The sequence below is a fragment of the Paenibacillus sp. JNUCC-31 genome, from assembly GCF_014844075.1.
GTDB lineage: Bacteria > Bacillota > Bacilli > Paenibacillales > Paenibacillaceae > Paenibacillus.
Genome location: NZ_CP062165.1, coordinates 2,169,896 through 2,185,551, shown reverse-complemented (window position 1 = coordinate 2,185,551; position 15,656 = coordinate 2,169,896). Strand labels below are relative to the sequence as shown.

At 46.2% G+C, this 15,656-nt stretch carries 15 protein-coding genes; 11 read left to right on the top strand and 4 right to left on the bottom strand.

All coding sequences use genetic code 11. The annotated features are described in order from the left end of the window. The first annotated feature begins 231 nt into the window (after positions 1–231). Together JNUCC31_RS09415 and JNUCC31_RS09410 are read left to right on the top strand one after the other, a co-directional pair. Positions 232–630 carry a DoxX family protein gene (locus tag JNUCC31_RS09415; RefSeq protein ID WP_053783291.1) on the top strand — a complete coding sequence of 133 codons (399 nt, stop codon included), beginning with the start codon at positions 232–234 and terminating at the stop codon, positions 628–630. 360 nt (positions 631–990) lie between these two features. Next, the gene (locus tag JNUCC31_RS09410; protein WP_192270705.1) at positions 991–2,574 is read left to right on the top strand and encodes a peptide chain release factor 3; all 1,584 of its coding nucleotides are present in this window, start codon (positions 991–993) and stop codon (positions 2,572–2,574) included. Between the two features lie 438 nt (positions 2,575–3,012). Here JNUCC31_RS09410 and sspI read toward each other — a convergent pair whose 3' ends face one another. After that, a complete protein-coding gene (sspI, locus tag JNUCC31_RS09405; protein WP_062324046.1) occupies positions 3,013–3,246 on the bottom strand; it encodes a small acid-soluble spore protein SspI in 234 nt (77 codons plus the stop codon). Positions 3,247–3,430: 184 nt separating this feature from the next. Here sspI and JNUCC31_RS09400 point away from each other — a divergent pair, with 184 nt between their 5' ends. Together JNUCC31_RS09400 and JNUCC31_RS09395 are read left to right on the top strand one after the other, a co-directional pair. Continuing rightward, a complete protein-coding gene (locus tag JNUCC31_RS09400; RefSeq protein ID WP_192270703.1) occupies positions 3,431–4,093 on the top strand; it encodes a potassium channel family protein in 663 nt (220 codons plus the stop codon). A gap of 92 nt (positions 4,094–4,185) precedes the next feature. Continuing rightward, positions 4,186–4,974 (top strand): TrmH family RNA methyltransferase, encoded by a 789-nt coding sequence (locus tag JNUCC31_RS09395; RefSeq protein ID WP_192270701.1) that lies wholly within the window; start codon positions 4,186–4,188, stop codon positions 4,972–4,974. A 258-nt stretch (positions 4,975–5,232) separates the two neighbouring features. On the opposite strand, the gene JNUCC31_RS09390 is transcribed toward JNUCC31_RS09395, so the two are convergent. Next, positions 5,233–6,102: an AraC family transcriptional regulator gene (locus JNUCC31_RS09390; protein WP_192270699.1), complete on the bottom strand. Its 870-nt coding sequence runs from the start codon at positions 6,100–6,102 to the stop codon at positions 5,233–5,235. 111 nt (positions 6,103–6,213) lie between these two features. On the opposite strand from JNUCC31_RS09390, the gene JNUCC31_RS09385 reads away from it, so the two are divergent. After that, positions 6,214–7,365: a Gfo/Idh/MocA family protein gene (locus JNUCC31_RS09385; protein ID WP_192270697.1), complete on the top strand. Its 1,152-nt coding sequence runs from the start codon at positions 6,214–6,216 to the stop codon at positions 7,363–7,365. A gap of 290 nt (positions 7,366–7,655) precedes the next feature. Here JNUCC31_RS09385 and JNUCC31_RS09380 read toward each other — a convergent pair whose 3' ends face one another. Continuing rightward, positions 7,656–7,976: a winged helix-turn-helix transcriptional regulator gene (locus tag JNUCC31_RS09380; protein WP_024632671.1), complete on the bottom strand. Its 321-nt coding sequence runs from the start codon at positions 7,974–7,976 to the stop codon at positions 7,656–7,658. 415 nt (positions 7,977–8,391) lie between these two features. On the opposite strand from JNUCC31_RS09380, the gene zwf reads away from it, so the two are divergent. The 4 genes from zwf to yunB all read left to right on the top strand — a co-directional run bounded on the left by zwf (position 8,392) and on the right by yunB (position 12,960). Further along, a complete protein-coding gene (zwf, locus tag JNUCC31_RS09375) occupies positions 8,392–9,846 on the top strand; it encodes a glucose-6-phosphate dehydrogenase (RefSeq protein WP_192270695.1) in 1,455 nt (484 codons plus the stop codon). Between the two features lie 397 nt (positions 9,847–10,243). Further along, on the top strand, positions 10,244–11,137 hold the full coding sequence (gene gnd / locus JNUCC31_RS09370) for a phosphogluconate dehydrogenase (NAD(+)-dependent, decarboxylating) (protein WP_192270693.1): 894 nt from the start codon (positions 10,244–10,246) through the stop codon (positions 11,135–11,137). Between the two features lie 87 nt (positions 11,138–11,224). Beyond that, positions 11,225–11,869, top strand: coding sequence for a fructose-6-phosphate aldolase (fsa, locus tag JNUCC31_RS09365; RefSeq protein WP_024632668.1), 645 nt, complete (start codon positions 11,225–11,227; stop codon positions 11,867–11,869). 314 nt (positions 11,870–12,183) lie between these two features. Next, positions 12,184–12,960, top strand: coding sequence for a sporulation protein YunB (gene yunB / locus JNUCC31_RS09360; protein ID WP_267132518.1), 777 nt, complete (start codon positions 12,184–12,186; stop codon positions 12,958–12,960). 123 nt (positions 12,961–13,083) lie between these two features. Here the strand turns inward: yunB and JNUCC31_RS09355 are convergent, their stop codons facing one another. Next, a complete protein-coding gene (locus JNUCC31_RS09355; protein ID WP_192270689.1) occupies positions 13,084–14,154 on the bottom strand; it encodes a M23 family metallopeptidase in 1,071 nt (356 codons plus the stop codon). Between the two features lie 194 nt (positions 14,155–14,348). Here JNUCC31_RS09355 and lipA point away from each other — a divergent pair, with 194 nt between their 5' ends. Both lipA and JNUCC31_RS09345 read left to right on the top strand, forming a co-directional pair. Then, positions 14,349–15,248: a lipoyl synthase gene (gene lipA, locus JNUCC31_RS09350; RefSeq protein WP_062324056.1), complete on the top strand. Its 900-nt coding sequence runs from the start codon at positions 14,349–14,351 to the stop codon at positions 15,246–15,248. Positions 15,249–15,262: 14 nt separating this feature from the next. Then, positions 15,263–15,646, top strand: a complete 384-nt coding sequence (locus JNUCC31_RS09345; RefSeq protein ID WP_228469594.1) for a YutD family protein — start codon at positions 15,263–15,265, stop codon at positions 15,644–15,646. Positions 15,647–15,656 lie beyond the last annotated feature (10 nt).

Below are 15,656 nucleotides of genomic sequence, written 5' to 3'. Positions count from 1 at the left end.
AATAAGTTGTTGACAAAAAGTAAGTATATAACTTATACTCAACTCAAGAGATAAAGAGATTACGCAAAGACAGACGGACCCGATGAATCAATCGGATAACGTACATCATTCATGAGATAAAATGTGAACCAGGTGAAGGGGCTACGAAATACATTCATGAAGAAAAAATTTTAGCATAATATCTTTAATCTAAGAATACTATTTTGTATATATTGAATGGAGGAAAAGAAAATGTTGGATGTAGGATTGTTGTTGATTCGTTTGGTGATTGGTTTGTCATTCATGGCGCACGGAGCTCAGAAATTGTTTGGATGGTTCGGGGGATACGGAATCAAGGGAACTGGCGGCTGGTTCGAATCGATGGGAATGAAACCCGGGGCATTGGTAGCACTGCTGGCAGGTTTGGCTGAATTCGGGGGCGGATTGCTGTTGGCTCTGGGTCTGCTCACACCGGTAGGCGGCATTCTGATTGCTCTGACCATGGTTATTGCCATTGTGAAGGTTCATGGTGCGAACGGATACTGGTCTACGCAAAACGGCTTTGAGTATAACCTCGCGATTCTGGTGGTTGGTGTGGCACTTGCTTTGACAGGTGGAGGACAATACGCACTGGATGCATTAATTTTCTAAGCGCGGCAAGCGAAATGAATGATGAGTACCTGGATGCCATGAAATCATGGCGGAAGGGTGCTCTTTTTTTGCAATCGGAAAAGAGAAGATTCTGCTGCACGTAATCGGTTATTTTCGGTAAAGATTATGGTACAATAGGAAAGTTGGATACTCAATCAGGTCTACGGCATGATTGGAAGCACAATGCTTAGGGAGGATGAACTCCGTTGTAAATGTGTAAAATTAACATAAGATGCTTAATGGCCTCATGTGCGAAATGCGAAGGTACAATCAACCGGCATAGCCGGATTGCATAAAGATTGAATGATAGACCGGCCTCGCCGGATTAACGTGAATGAACGGATGAAAGGGATAGAATCTATGAGCAAAGCTGCAGATAACATTCTTCAACAGGAAGTGGACAAACGCCGGACGTTTGCCATTATCTCTCACCCGGATGCGGGTAAAACGACATTGACCGAGAAACTGTTGCTGTTCGGGGGCGCAATTCGTCTCGCCGGTACAGTAAAAGCTCGGAAAGCAAGCAAACACGCAACAAGTGACTGGATGGAGATTGAGAAGCAGCGGGGGATCTCGGTAACTTCTTCCGTTATGCAGTTTGATTACCTGGGGCACCGCATCAATATTTTGGATACACCGGGTCACCAAGACTTCAGTGAAGATACGTATCGTACACTGACGGCTGCCGATAGCGCGGTAATGTTGATTGACGTGGCAAAAGGTGTCGAGGCACAAACGATTAAACTGTTCCAAGTTTGTGCAAAGCGCGGTATTCCGATCTTTACATTTATCAACAAGCTGGACCGTGAAGGACAAAGTCCGTTTGATCTGATGGAAGAACTCGAAAACGTACTGGGGATTCGCTCGGTACCGATGAACTGGCCGATTGGTACAGGGCGTGAACTGTGTGGCGTGTACGATCGGATGAAAAATCAGGTGGAATTGTTCCAAGGGGACGACCACTCGACGATTAAAGTTCAAAAGGTGGAAGGTTACGAAGATCCAATCATTCGTGAGATGGCAGGAGATTATCTGCATGATCAGCTGTGTCAGGACCTGGAGCTACTGGATGTTGCAGGAGACCAGTTCGACATGGAGAAGGTACAGCGCGGTGAACTGACCCCTGTATTCTTCGGCAGTGCCATCAATAATTTCGGCGTGCAGACGTTCCTTGAGAACTTCCTGCAACTCGCACCGAAGCCGGAACCGCGTCGCAGTACAGCGGGTGAGATTGAGCCAACGAATGAGAAATTCAGCGGTTATGTCTTCAAAATTCAGGCCAATATGAACCCGGCACACCGGGATCGTATCGCATTCCTGCGGATTGTATCCGGCAAGTTCCAACGTGGTATGAGCGTGAAGCATAATCGTGTGGGCAAAGAGATCAAACTATCGCAGCCTCAGCAATTCCTGGCACAGGATCGGGATATTGTGGAAGAGGCATATGCAGGCGATATTATTGGTCTGTTCGATCCGGGTATCTTCCGGATTGGTGATTCACTGAGCCAAGGCAGCGAGGTTATTTTTGACGAACTGCCGACATTCTCACCAGAGATTTTTGCCAAAGTTACGGTCAAAAATGCATTGAAACATAAACAGTACCAAAAAGGGATTGACCAGTTAACCGAGGAAGGTACGATTCAGGTGTTCAACACCGTGAGCTTCGACGAGACATTGCTCGGCGTAGTAGGTCAGCTCCAATTCGAGGTATTTGAATACCGGATGAAAGGCGAGTATGGGGTAGACGTTCAGCTACAGCGCATGCCTTATCAATTCGCTCGCTGGATCGTGGATGAGAATCTGGACCCAAGCAAATTCCGGATCAACTCCGCTCTGGTGAAAGATAAAAAAGGGAACTATGTAGTTCTGTTCGAAAATGAATACGCGATGAGAACCGCAATGGACAAGAACCCGACCGCGAAATTCCTTGAGACAGCTCCATAAGCCGAATTTTCCTAACATAGTAAAGGTGGCATAAGCAAAAGACCTAAATCCCTGATCAGAGGGGTTTGGGTCATTTTTGTCGTTTCCAGCCAACTTTTATATCTCAGCAATCTTTCACGCATAGGGGAAAAGGTGGAATATTAGAATTCTTTGAACAGTAAAAAGATATTAAAAAGTTGACGGAAGCAGAACCGCTTGATTGGAGTCAGTTTCTGGTATTTTAGATCCCCTATGGGGAAGCTAGATGTATAACCAAACAAGGTACAGCCTCCTGAGTTTTATTCAGTGGCTGTACCTTGTTTGGTTGGGGGGAACCTCCTTAGTCTATGGGGGATTTAACAGCCTTGCTCTTGAGCAGGGCATAATCCAGACCAAAGAGGCAAAGTCTTTTTTTGCAGACAGAACAACGTAATGATGGTACCTTTCCCTCAAGGCTTCTTATCTGATGGGTTGAACGGGAATGGTGTGCAGATGCTCCTGCGCGATTTGAATTAATTCTTCCTGCTTGGCAGGTTCCGTGTTCTTCCAGATCATTTCGAAAATGGCACCCAGTCCAGGTAATGCTGCTTCGGGTCCATCTACAGAACCTTCAATCATCTCCCGGAGCTGATCATCACTTTTGTCATGAACCTTATGAACAATCGCTTCACGCAAGCTTAATGTAATGGGCATCGCAAGTCCCTCCTCGTATATTCGGCTGCTCTAATACTGTTCCCTGGGATGCGTGAGCGCATTCAAGTTTATTGGTCTTTGTGGTATACTACGAAGGATATTTAAGTAAACATTCACCCTTTAATTGAAAAATGGACTACCAATAGATGCGTAATGCAGAAGTGCAGCGGGAGGTTAGACCCTAATGGCAAAGAAACAATATGCCGTGATTGGCATGGGACGGTTCGGATCAAGTGTAGCCAATGCGCTGAGCGGCATGGGATTCGACGTACTGGCAATTGATGCGGACGAGCAGCGGACCCAGGAAATGTCCAATGTGGTGACTCATGCCGTATCGGCAGATTCGACGGATGAAGAAGCGCTGCGAGCGCTGGGCATACGGAATTTTGATGTCGTCGTTGTGGCGATTGGTGAAGATATTCAGTCGAGTATTCTCACAACCCTTATTCTGAAGGATATGGGTGTGCCTGTTCTGATTGTAAAAGCACAAAATGAACTTCATGGTAAAGTATTGCAGAAGATCGGCGCTGACAAGGTTATTTATCCCGAGCGGGATATGGGGCTGCGTGTAGCCCATCATCTGACATCGCCAAACATTCTCGATTATATTGAGTTATCTGAGGATTACAGCATTTTGGAGATGAGAGCGTCCGAGCAAATGATCGGTAAAAACCTGTTGGAGCTAAATATTCGTGCACGTTTCGGTTGTAATGTGATGGCGATCCGCAGTGGGAATTCGATGAATATCTCTCCGTATGCGGAGGATCGGATCGAGGATGGGGATGTGCTGATCATCGTTGGTCATAAGGACCATTTAACAAAAATGGAGCTGGCATATCCAAAGTGATGTTACATTGATAAAGTGAACCTTTGTCGATGATTTTCAACGCATCTCATAACATGTTGATAAAAAATCCCGCAGACGGGAAGGATGGAAAGATGGATATTGTATCACTGCAAAATACACGTGTGAAGGAATGGGCACAGCTGCTGGAGAAAAAGCATCGTACCCGCCAACATAAATATATTATTGAAGGCATTCATCTCGTACAGGAAGCGCTGCGTGCCGGGGCAGATCTGGAATGTATCGTATACGATGGGGAGCAGGGTGTACCCAAGGAACTGGCTGGACTGGAGGCTCCACTTCAGCGTGTGGAATGGATCAGCGTATCTCCTGCGGTTATCGCCAAGTGTACGGATACAATGACCCCTCAACCTGTTTTTGCCGTTGTACATAAAGGTCGTGAGCCGCTTCAAAGCCTGTTGTCTTCTACCTTGGGGCTGGTGGTGGTATTGGACAACGTTCAGGACCCCGGTAATGTGGGAACGATCATTCGCAGTGCGGATGCAGCGGGAGCGGCAGGTGTTGTGCTCGGTGCTGGTTGTGCCGATGTCTATAATCCGAAAACGATCCGTTCGACGATGGGGTCATTGTTTCATTTGCCAATTGTAGAAGGTCCGTTGGAGTCGTTGCTGCCTGAAGCGAAGGCTGCGGGCGTAAAGTTGGTGAGTACGTCTTTGCAGGCGGAGTATTCGTGTTACAGTTATGATTTTACACAATCGGTATGGCTTGTGATTGGTAATGAGGGCAAGGGCATATCAGAATCTACTGCACGACTGGTGGACGATGCGATTACGATTCCGATGCAGGGACAGGCGGAGTCGCTTAATGCCGCGATGGCGGCAACAATTTTGTTATTTGAAGCGATGAGACAGCGGATGGTGTAACCCATAGATAATTTACTTTAGCACATGAATAATGTACTTCATTTCAATTGAAGTAAGAAATACAGGCTTATTCCAACTCGAACGGTGAGTGAGGAATAGGCTTTTTTGCATGGTCATGGAAAGTTGAAATAAATAAATCGAACGATATGGAGCCGGTGCGTAAGCCGGGAGAATAAATTAGGTAATGTTCAGGAAGCGGAGGAGCGAAAGGATGTCAATTGAGTCATTCCTTTCGCTTCTTTTCGTCCAATGATTTTCTTATCCCTTACCCTGCACATTCAGGCGATACTGATGCGGCGTGGTGCCTGTTGCATTGCGAAAAACTTTGCAAAAGTAAGACGGGCTGGGCATGCCTACACGGTGGCCTATTTCCGGGACAGAATGTGTGGTACTCGTAAGTAACACGCAAGCATGACGAATACGGGTAGCTTGGGCATAAGCAATGATGGTGGTGGCGGTAGCTTTTTTAAATATATGGGACAGATGATAAGGCGAGAGATGCAGTGTATCTGCGATATCTTCCAGACGAAAAGCCTCGTTGTAGTGCTCTTCAATCCATTGCATGACTGTTTCGGCATGAGGGTGCAGAACGGGAGAACTCGTTGGGAGCGTGTTAGAACTGGAATAGTGCCTATCCTTCCAAAGGTAGCGAAGCTGTGCGAGCAGTGCAAGTAAAAAGAGTCGCGTATCTTCTTCCGCTTCATGTGGAAGTAACGTAGGCAGAATACTGGCATATTGCTCGATTATGCGAACCAACGGGGACGCAGCGGGAAGACGGATCGGTTGAAGCGGAGATGCTTGCCCCAGAAGATCTAACATAAAACGATTCGAAACGGCAAATTGCCGAGAGTGCGGATTCAGCAGGTGCTGCTCATACATTAGTACACTGCGGATAAAGGGATGTTCTTTCGTGACTTGAATCTGGACTTGATGAAGTTGAAATGGACGGAAAATCATTAGTGTCCCCGGTTCGAGGTGGAATGCCTGTCCCTCTGTTATCAACTGTCCATGTCCATCATGAATATATGTGATTTCTATCTGTGAATGGGCGTGGAAAACTTCTCGAAACGCGGTCGTTGAGGTACGACGGTATGCCAAATTAAATTGATCTTCGGTGATGATGGGCATTAGGAATGCCTCCTCTTCAAGTGCGCAATATAGTTTCATTTTATCACAAGATGAACGCATAAAAGCGCTTTATTATTGTGTATTGTGAAGGGAAAAGGGAGGTATGCATCCATGTTGAAAGTGGCCATTATTGGATCAGGTGCGATTAGTACGGCGCATATTACAGCATATTTGGCATTTCCTGAACGATGCCAGATCGTAGCTGTGGTGGATATGTACGCGGAAAAAGCACAGAAGCGAATTAACGAATATGGTTTGGAGGGAGCACAAGCTATTACCGATTACCATGAATTACTGGATCAAAACATTGATTTGGTCTCGGTCTGTACCCCTCCATATACCCATGCACCAATAACATGTGATTTTCTCCGTGCTGGTAAGCATGTGTTGGTCGAAAAACCGATGGCCTCTTCTTTACAAGAGGCAGATATGATGCTGGAAGCGGCACAAGAAAGCGGAAAACTGTTGTCGGTTGTGGCACAGAATCGTTTTACGACACCGATGATGAAACTGAAAGATGTGCTGGATAGCAAACTTATGGGTCCCATTGTCCACGTACAGGTCGATTCGTTCTGGTGGCGGGGCCATAATTATTATGATTTGTGGTGGCGTGGCACATGGGAAAAAGAAGGCGGCGGCTGCACGCTTAATCATGCGGTGCATCATATTGATGCGATGCTTTGGATGATGGGCCCTCCTGTGGAATTGCAGGCCATGATGGCAAATACGGCGCATGATAATGCCGAAGTAGAGGATATTTCTATGGCGATGCTTCGTTTCCAAGAAGGAGCACTTGGTATGATCACCAGCTCAGTGGTACACCACGGAGAGGAACAGCAGTTGATTTTTCAGGGTAAAGAGGCCAGGGTATCTGCGCCTTGGAAGGTTGTTGCTTCTACGGCACGAACTAATGGATTTCCGGAACCGAATCCAGAACTGGAACAACAGATTCAGAAACTCGCTGATGAATTGCCTGATGTGACTCATGTGGGTCATACGGGGCAAGTGGGAAATATGCTACATGCCATTGAGACAGGAGCGCCCCTTCTGGTGGATGGGAAGAGTGGACGGAATACACTCGAACTCATTGTAGGCATCTATAAATCAGCCAGTACGGGGGAGAAGGTTACTTTTCCGCTGGAGGCGGAAGATGCTTTTTATACACGAGATGGGATGATGCAACACGCGGTGCATTTTTATGAAAAAAAGACGGCGGTGGAGAACTTCGAGGACTTGGATATTACGCTGGGGAGAAAGTTGTAGTATTAGTTATATAACATAAAAAGAGGCCAGTCGCACAGAATTTGTGAGAACTGGCTTTATTTGTTGTCTACATTGTTGGCAGCATTTTGAACGCAGCAGCATACTTTAAATTACATGAAGGTAACTGCAGATGTTATTAAAAGTAGCGTCAGCGCATTATTGTGATGAAATTTTAAGTGTGATTTCAAAATTTTCGAAGCAGTTGTCGAAGTTAGAGAGAAAAGCTTCCTCGACAGATAAGGCCTTTCCTAAAATAGAATGAGAACCTATACTTTTCCTCAAAGTATGTGTTACAGCCACTTATCGGCCCAGCGTTCCACCGCGCTTAATGCGCGCCCGAGCTCCGTACCTTTGCGGGACAACATATATTCTGTCCGAACAGGACGTTCCGTAACCACATGACGCACGACCAGTCCCTCTTCCTCGAGTTCTTTCATCCGTTCATTAAGTACCCGTTTGCTCAGGTCTGGAATATAAGCGTGAATTTCACTGAATCGTTTGGGTTCTTCCATCAATGTATGAATAATGAGAGCTACCCATTTCCGGCCAATGATCTGATAAGACTGTTCCACCTTTTCGCATATTTGCTTGGCATTCTCATCATCGCTCATAAGTTGTACTCCTTTGATTTAGTTATGCTTATTATAGCATTAGTATACTTATTGTAACCTGAGTGTCTACAAGCCATATGTGTAAAATGTCACATGCCAATTGTTCTTAATCTTACCACATAAAGCGTTAACATTAAATAAAAACCCTGTAAACACGGGTGTTCACAGGTTCGACACGATTGTTGACGAATTGTGACGACAGGTGTAATATGGGTAACGTCAATTCAATTGGTTACATTTTATAACCTTGATTAAGGTTGTGGAGAGAAGGAATGTTCCATGTTTAATTCAGGTCAGATACACAAACGGAGGTATGGGGGATAACTCGCCCAATAATTCCGTCTTTTGTCATGCTTGGATTTGAACATTTTGCATCATCATATACTATACTGCACAGATCACAGGAGGCACTCCAATGGACGCAATGACATTTGTCCTCTTCGGGGCAACAGGCGATTTAGCCAAACGCAAGATTTACCCTGCATTATATAATTTGTACATTGATTCAAAAATGCCAAAATCCTTCTCCGTTATCGGTCTTGGACGGCGTGAATTGTCGGATACTGACTTCCAGGCGAATGTGGAAAAGTCGCTGCATGAATTCTCACGGCAAACGCCTGAAGAACAATCTCAGGTACGCGATTTCATTGGGGCTTTCCGTTATTGTTCTCTGAATAATACCAAGCTTGAAGATTACACCAGACTGCTTAAACTCGTTGAGCAGCGTGAACAAGAACTGAGCATCCCGGAAAATCGCATGTTCTACATGTCGGTAGCGCCAGAATTCTTTGAGCCAATTGCACTGAACATTCAGGAGAGCGGCTTGGGCAACACCAAAGGCTGGAAGAAACTGATCATTGAAAAACCATTCGGACATGATCTGCAATCCGCGCGTGAACTGAATGAGAAACTGAGCAATACCTTTGCGGAAGAAGAAATCTACCGTATTGACCATTTCCTTGGAAAACCGATGGTGCAAAATATCGAAACCCTTACTTACGCGAATCCGGTTATTCAGGCGTTGTGGTCCAACCGTTACATTGCCAATGTACAGATTACAGCAAGTGAAACAGTTGGTGTTGAAGAGCGTGCCGCATATTATGACCAAAGCGGAGCCCTTCGTGACATGTTCCAAAACCATATGCTTCAATTGCTGATGATGATTGGTTTGCATTTGCCAAAACGCTGCACACCGGAAGAAATTCAATTCAAAAAGCAGAAAATCGCTGAAGCTCTTCGTCCCTTGACGAAAGAGAATATCGCTTCTGAAGTCGTTCGCGCCCAATATGGAGCAGGGGAACTGCAAGGTACTTCGGTTGTTGGATACCTGGACGAGCCTGGCATTCCAGCCGGTTCTCAGAATGAGACCTATGTTGCCGCGAGACTGTGGATCGATGATCCATTCTGGAGCGAGGTTCCATTTTACATTCGTACAGGCAAACGCCTGGCTGAAAAATCGACCAGAATTGTTGTTGAATTCAAGTCTCCACTTAAAACAGGTCATGAATCCGAAAATACAACGGAGCCTAACCTGCTTACAATTGAAATTGGTCCGAAAGAAAGCATCTCGCTTCAATTGAATGCGAAAAATCCACTCAACCAAGGCGAAGTGGAAGCAATGCATATGAATTTCAACTCAGGTGAACGCAACATTCCGGAAGCTTACGAAAACCTGATCTTTGACGCGATGCGTGGCGATTCCACATTCTTCGCTCACTGGAATGAAGTTGAACTCGCTTGGCAGTGGGTACAGCCGATCTTGGAAGCATTCCAGGATGGCAGTGTGCCATTGGATACGTACAACGCAGGTTCACAAGGACCGGATTCAGCAGATCGTCTGATTGCAGAGAATGGTTATCGTTGGTGGTAAGACTAATGTAAGAGCAGCATCAGAGAAGAGAACGGTACGTTCTCCTTGATAATATACAAATTTTTATGAGGTATACCGTTCCAATTTTGCATAAGTCCTTCCGGTAATATTCGGAAGGCAGCGAAAATTTTTGATATAGATTAGCGGCTCAATTCAAATCAGTTCATAACAATTACGCGTGAGTAGTGAAGGGGACGAAATCGATTCTGAAGAAGCAGAGCGTTCGCCTTTGTCTCCATATTTTAACCATTAACATTATTAATCAAGAAAATATGGAGACAACAGCGATCGAAAGAACGATTCGTAACCGGAACGGCTGCTGCGCCACATGTTAAGTCATTCTTTTGAAATTGACCGTAAAAAAATTAGAAATGTTCATAACAGGAGGAACTTAGCAATGAAACTTGGACTTATTGGATTGGGTAAAATGGGATTGAACCTGGGCAGAAACCTGATTGATCACAAACATGAAGTGGTTGCATTTGACCTGAATGCAGAAGCAGTAAACGAAATGAAAGAATACGGAGCGCAAGGCGTTTCTTCTTACAAAGAGATGGTTGAATCTTTGGAATCTCCACGTGTATTGTGGATCATGGTTCCCCACAACGTGGTTGACGCTGTACTGGCTGAAGTTAGTCCGCTGTTGTCCAAAGGCGACATCATCATTGAAGCAGGTAACTCGCACTACAAAGAGTCCATTCGTCGTTACGAAGAATTGAAACCATCTGGTATCCACTACATGGATGCAGGTACTTCCGGTGGTATGGAAGGCGCACGGAATGGTGCATGCTACATGATTGGTGGAGACCCTGAGGCTTGGGCGATCGTTGAGCCGGCTTTCAAAGATACGGCTGTAGAGAATGGTTATCTGTATGCAGGTAAAGCGGGTAGCGGTCACTTCCTCAAAATGGTACACAACGGTATCGAGTACGGTATGATGGCTTCCATCGGTGAAGGTTTTGACGTATTGGAGAAAAGCGGCTTCGACTTCGACTTCGAAAAAGTGGCTCGTGTATGGAACAACGGTTCCGTTATTCGTTCTTGGCTGATGGAATTGACAGAGCGTGCCTTCTCCAAAGACGCTAACCTGGATGAAATCAAAGGGGTTATGCATTCGTCAGGAGAAGGACGCTGGACAGTTGAAACGGCATTTGACCTGCAAACTGCTACACCAGTTATTGCGTTGTCTCTGCTAATGCGTTACCGCTCCCTGGAAACAGACACATTCACAGGAAAAGTTGTCGCTGCATTGCGTAACGAATTTGGCGGTCACGCTGTAGAAAAAAATTAATTTATATATAACTGTTAACATATGTGGATAATCGGGTAATGATAAGCATAGTTGTTTACAAATTCATCAAGTGGAGGAGAACATATCATGAAATTTTTCTTGGATACTGGTAATGTTGAAGAAATCAAACGGATCGAACGTCTTGGTCTGGTGGATGGAGTCACGACTAACCCGTCTTTGATTGCCAAAGAAGGTCGCGTATTTAAAGAAGTGATTCAGGAGATCTGTGGCGTTGTTAAAGGCCCAGTCAGCGCTGAAGTCATCGGCCTCAAAGCCGAGGATATGTTGAAGGAAGCTTATGAAATTGCAGAATGGGCACCGAATGTAGTGATTAAACTACCGATGACCGAAGATGGACTCTATGCTTGTCATGAACTGACGCAAAAAGGAATTAAAACCAATGTGACGCTGATTTTCTCAGCAGCACAGGGTCTGATGGCGGCGAAAGCCGGTGCTACCTATATCAGTCCATTTGTTGGCCGTCTGGATGATATTGCGGTGGATGGTATGAAGCTGATTCGGGATCTGCGTCTCATTCTCGATACGTATGATCTGCCTTCCGAAATTATTGCAGCAAGCATCCGTAATATCAAACATGTAGAGGATGCAGCCCTTTCCGGTGCGCACATTGCGACCATTCCGGGTTCGCTCCTGCCAACATTGTGGAAACACCCACTGACAGACAGCGGTATTGAGCGCTTCCTGAAAGATTGGGAGTCTGTTCCAAAGTAATAAATTGCGGACATTGACTTGGCCTCCAGCGTCTGTGTTCCATACAAGCCTTCCGCCTTGCAGAGAAATCTGCTGGTGGAAGGCTTTTTTATTTTAGTAAAAGATGATGAGATTCCTCATGAGCAGGCGCTGTCCTTCTTTTTCGGGACAACGGTGCATAAGGATAATATATAGCCTTTAGCTCATCCCGGAGGGAGGGATGCCCGATGATGAGAAGACGATGGCGGAGCAGAAGAAGCCGAAGAAGCCGCAAACCGCCAAGCGGCAGGCGCAAAATGTGGTTGATTATTTTATTGGTAACAGTGTTCTGTTTAATGCAGGGTTTTGCTTACGTGGATAAGAAAATGAAACCGCCCATTATGCATTTGGCCAAGATCAGAGTGAAGCAGATTGCGACGGAAGCGATCAACACGGCGATTACAGCGCAAGTCTCCGAAGGCAAATCCACCGAAGGACTAATTGACTGGAAAACCGATACAGCCGGAAAAGTGTCTGGGTTCATGCTGAATTATGATGAGCATATGCGGATTACCGCAAGTACGATGAACATCGTGCAATCCACATTGCAGAACGTGCATATGTTAAAAGAAAAAATTCCGCTTGGTCAGGCTTTGGGCAGCCCGGTCTTGGCATCGTTTGGTCCAAGTATACCCGTCCGAATCGAGCCCCAGGGAGCTGTTAAGGTTGACCTGAACACTCGCCAGCAGAATGCCGGAATTAACATGATTCTGGTGGAAGTGTATATTCACATCATTGCCGAAGTTGCGGTGGTGGTGCCCTTTGACATGGAGCCTGAGACGGTGGATACGGAGATTCCGATATCCTACCTATTGGTGGTCGGGGATGTCCCAATGTACTACTACGATAATCAGGGCAAGCCCGTTGGCAGTAACGGCAGCAATGCACCCGCGATTGCGTTGCCTTCGGGTCAGACAGGTGTATCGAGTGGACATGGAGGAACGCCCAGCCCTGGACCCCCAACTCAACAGCAGGGACCAACTAACAGTCCGAACGAAAATGAACTGGAGATTGAGCCGGATTTATCTGATCCAAATGGGGGATTGCAGCTTGACGCCGATGTGAATCACTAATGGATCAAAATCAAAGTGAATATCCAAAAAAATAAAGGGGGGTCCATATGTCATTAAACATGACGTGGGACACCCCTTTATTTACGTAGTCGATTCGTTAGGTTGTGACTCGTTATTTTGGCTTTACTTCGCTTTAGTGTTCTTCTGTTTATGTTCCTCTTGCTCCCAATGCTTCAGATGCGGGTAAGGGTCGAACGACCATTCATTTAGCCCGCTGTCACGATAGATGCCATAATGCAGGTGGGGAGGAAATTTGCCTTGTGTACCCGGTTTTCCATAGCCTGAGCTGCCCACCCAGCCCAATATCTGGCCTGGAGAAACCACTTCGCCGATATGGGCGTTCTTGTCAAATCCCGATAGATGAGCGTAATAGTGATAATGGTTGTTCAGATCCCGGATACCGATGCGCCATCCGCCAAATGGATTCCAGCCCTTGATTTCCACGATACCGTAACAGGTGCTGCGCACAGGCAGGCCATACGGTGCGAAAATATCTGTGCCTTCATGGATACGGTACCCGCCCCAACTTCGTTTGGTGCCCCATGTACTGCGATATGAATAGTTGGTTCCGAGAGGGACGGGAAAGGCATGACCAAAGAGATTGAGGCTGTCAAAATGCTCATATAATTTCGCGAATTGCTGAATGCGCTGAACAGCCCGAGAGTTGTGATAATATTCCCACAGGGCGATGTTGAAATCCTCGGGCTTCGTCCCGTAATTTTGAATAACGGAAGCCATGCTGTAAAGCACATCCAGATCATTATTGGCATCTGCTAGGCCATCTCCAGAACCATCACGACCATACCCATTAAAAAAAATAATGGACGCGGGTTGTTGATCCGTCTCATCAGGGTTCAACCAGCCTCTCCAGGCTGGGGAAGTCATGAAGATGCCTGTAAGCCGTTCGGGATGTTTGCGATCCTTGGGATGGGCACGTGTGATGGTTCGTTCATATTGATCGATTGCTGCTAGCCTGTACCAGGGAATTTGAGTCATTTGACCGATGCTTTCATACAAGTGTCGGCGAGAAGCGAAAATGTCCTCTGGTTTTTGCTCAGCAGCCTGTGGTCTGGAATCAGCGGTAGCCGGTTCACTGTAAACATCAACAGGCAAGAATGGGAGAAGCAGTGTGCCTGCGAGTAATGTTTTGATCCAAAAGGAGTAAGTGAAACGCGATGTAAGGCGATCTTGCACAGGGAAGCAGCCCCCTTTCCAATAAGATGATGCACATGATGCCCGGTAAACCAAGCTATAACCTAGCGTTCTTCAAAAGTCTCCATTTTATCCACCATGAATGAGATGTGACAAATGGGGGTTTTTCCAGTGCTTTCATGGTATAATATGTTCCGAGCAACAGCCTAACTTCAGTAGAAAGAAGGTTTTACCCATTGGCTAAACGTGTTAAAGAACCGAAACCGGACTGGATTCGGATCAAATTGACAACCGGCGACAACTATCAGGAAATGAAAACGATGATGCGTTCCAAAACGCTGCATACAGTATGTGAGGAAGCACGGTGTCCGAATATTTATGAATGTTGGGCCAATCGGACGGCTACTTTTATGATTTTGGGTGATATTTGCACAAGGGCATGCCGTTTTTGCGCGGTAAATACCGGCTTGCCAACGGAGCTTGATTTGCAGGAACCAGAACGCGTTGCGGAAGCGGCAGAACAGATGAACTTGCAGCACTGCGTAATTACGAGTGTGGCTCGTGACGACCTGAAGGATGGAGGAGCAACGATCTTTGCTGAGACGGTGAAGGCGGTTCGCCGTCGTTTGCCGTTATGCAGTGTGGAAGTGCTCATTCCAGACTTTCTGGGTGATCGGGAATCCTTGCAGATTGTAATGGATGCCAAACCGGATATTCTGAATCACAACATTGAGACGGTTGAGCGGTTGTCAGACAAAGTACGTGCGAAGGCGAAATACAAGCGTTCACTTGAATTGCTTGCTCGTGCCAAGGAAATGCAGCCGAATATTCCGACGAAATCAAGCATCATGCTTGGTGTAGGAGAAGAATACCATGAAATTTTGCAAACGATGGATGATCTGCGCGCTGTGAACTGTGATATTATGACGATTGGTCAATATCTGCAGCCATCGGAAAAACATTTGTTTGTGGAGAAGTATTATCCGCCAGAAGAGTTCGCATCGCTGAAACAGGAAGGTCTGCAGCGTGGATTCAGCCACGTCGAATCCGGACCTATGGTCCGCAGCTCTTACCATGCGCATGAGCAGGTGAAATCGGCTGCGAAAAATGCTGAACAGGCGGCATCTCACGCATAATGGAGGATACAAGGTTGGAAGAAGAAAAAAGTCAAGAAGAGGTTCACGAATCGGTTCAGGAGTCGGTTCAAGACAAACCGAAAGAACCAATCATTGTACAAATCGGCGGTAAGAATTATGAAATCGTCCAGAATCACAAAGAGGGCTGGAATCCAGAAGTCTTCCGTGACCGTTACAGCGAAGTGCTGGAGCGGTACGATTACATTATTGGGGACTGGGGTTACAGCCAGCTGCGGTTGAAAGGTTTTTACCGGGACAACCATCCCAAAGCAACAAAGGATTCCACGATCTCAAGCATGGTGGATTACATCAATGAATATTGCAACTTCGGTTGTGCGTACTTTGTTCTGCAAAAGAGCAAAGATCAGCCTCCAGCCAAAGCAAAAAGCGGTTCCTGAGAAGGACCGC

Excerpts from the sequence above, each read along its gene's own strand:
- gnd (WP_192270693.1), top strand. The coding sequence starts at position 10,244 with ATGAAACTTGGACTTATTGGATTGGGTAAAATGGGATTGAACCTGGGC.
- fsa (WP_024632668.1), top strand. The coding sequence starts at position 11,225 with ATGAAATTTTTCTTGGATACTGGTAATGTTGAAGAAATCAAACGGATC.
- JNUCC31_RS09395 (WP_192270701.1), top strand. The coding sequence starts at position 4,186 with ATGGATATTGTATCACTGCAAAATACACGTGTGAAGGAATGGGCACAG.
- JNUCC31_RS09390 (WP_192270699.1), bottom strand. The coding sequence starts at position 6,102 with ATGCCCATCATCACCGAAGATCAATTTAATTTGGCATACCGTCGTACC.
- JNUCC31_RS09400 (WP_192270703.1), top strand. The coding sequence starts at position 3,431 with ATGGCAAAGAAACAATATGCCGTGATTGGCATGGGACGGTTCGGATCA.
- JNUCC31_RS09415 (WP_053783291.1), top strand. The coding sequence starts at position 232 with ATGTTGGATGTAGGATTGTTGTTGATTCGTTTGGTGATTGGTTTGTCA.
- sspI (WP_062324046.1), bottom strand. The coding sequence starts at position 3,246 with ATGCCCATTACATTAAGCTTGCGTGAAGCGATTGTTCATAAGGTTCAT.
- JNUCC31_RS09385 (WP_192270697.1), top strand. The coding sequence starts at position 6,214 with ATGTTGAAAGTGGCCATTATTGGATCAGGTGCGATTAGTACGGCGCAT.
- JNUCC31_RS09410 (WP_192270705.1), top strand. The coding sequence starts at position 991 with ATGAGCAAAGCTGCAGATAACATTCTTCAACAGGAAGTGGACAAACGC.
- JNUCC31_RS09380 (WP_024632671.1), bottom strand. The coding sequence starts at position 7,976 with ATGAGCGATGATGAGAATGCCAAGCAAATATGCGAAAAGGTGGAACAG.
- zwf (WP_192270695.1), top strand. The coding sequence starts at position 8,392 with ATGGACGCAATGACATTTGTCCTCTTCGGGGCAACAGGCGATTTAGCC.
- yunB (WP_267132518.1), top strand. The coding sequence starts at position 12,184 with ATGCAGGGTTTTGCTTACGTGGATAAGAAAATGAAACCGCCCATTATG.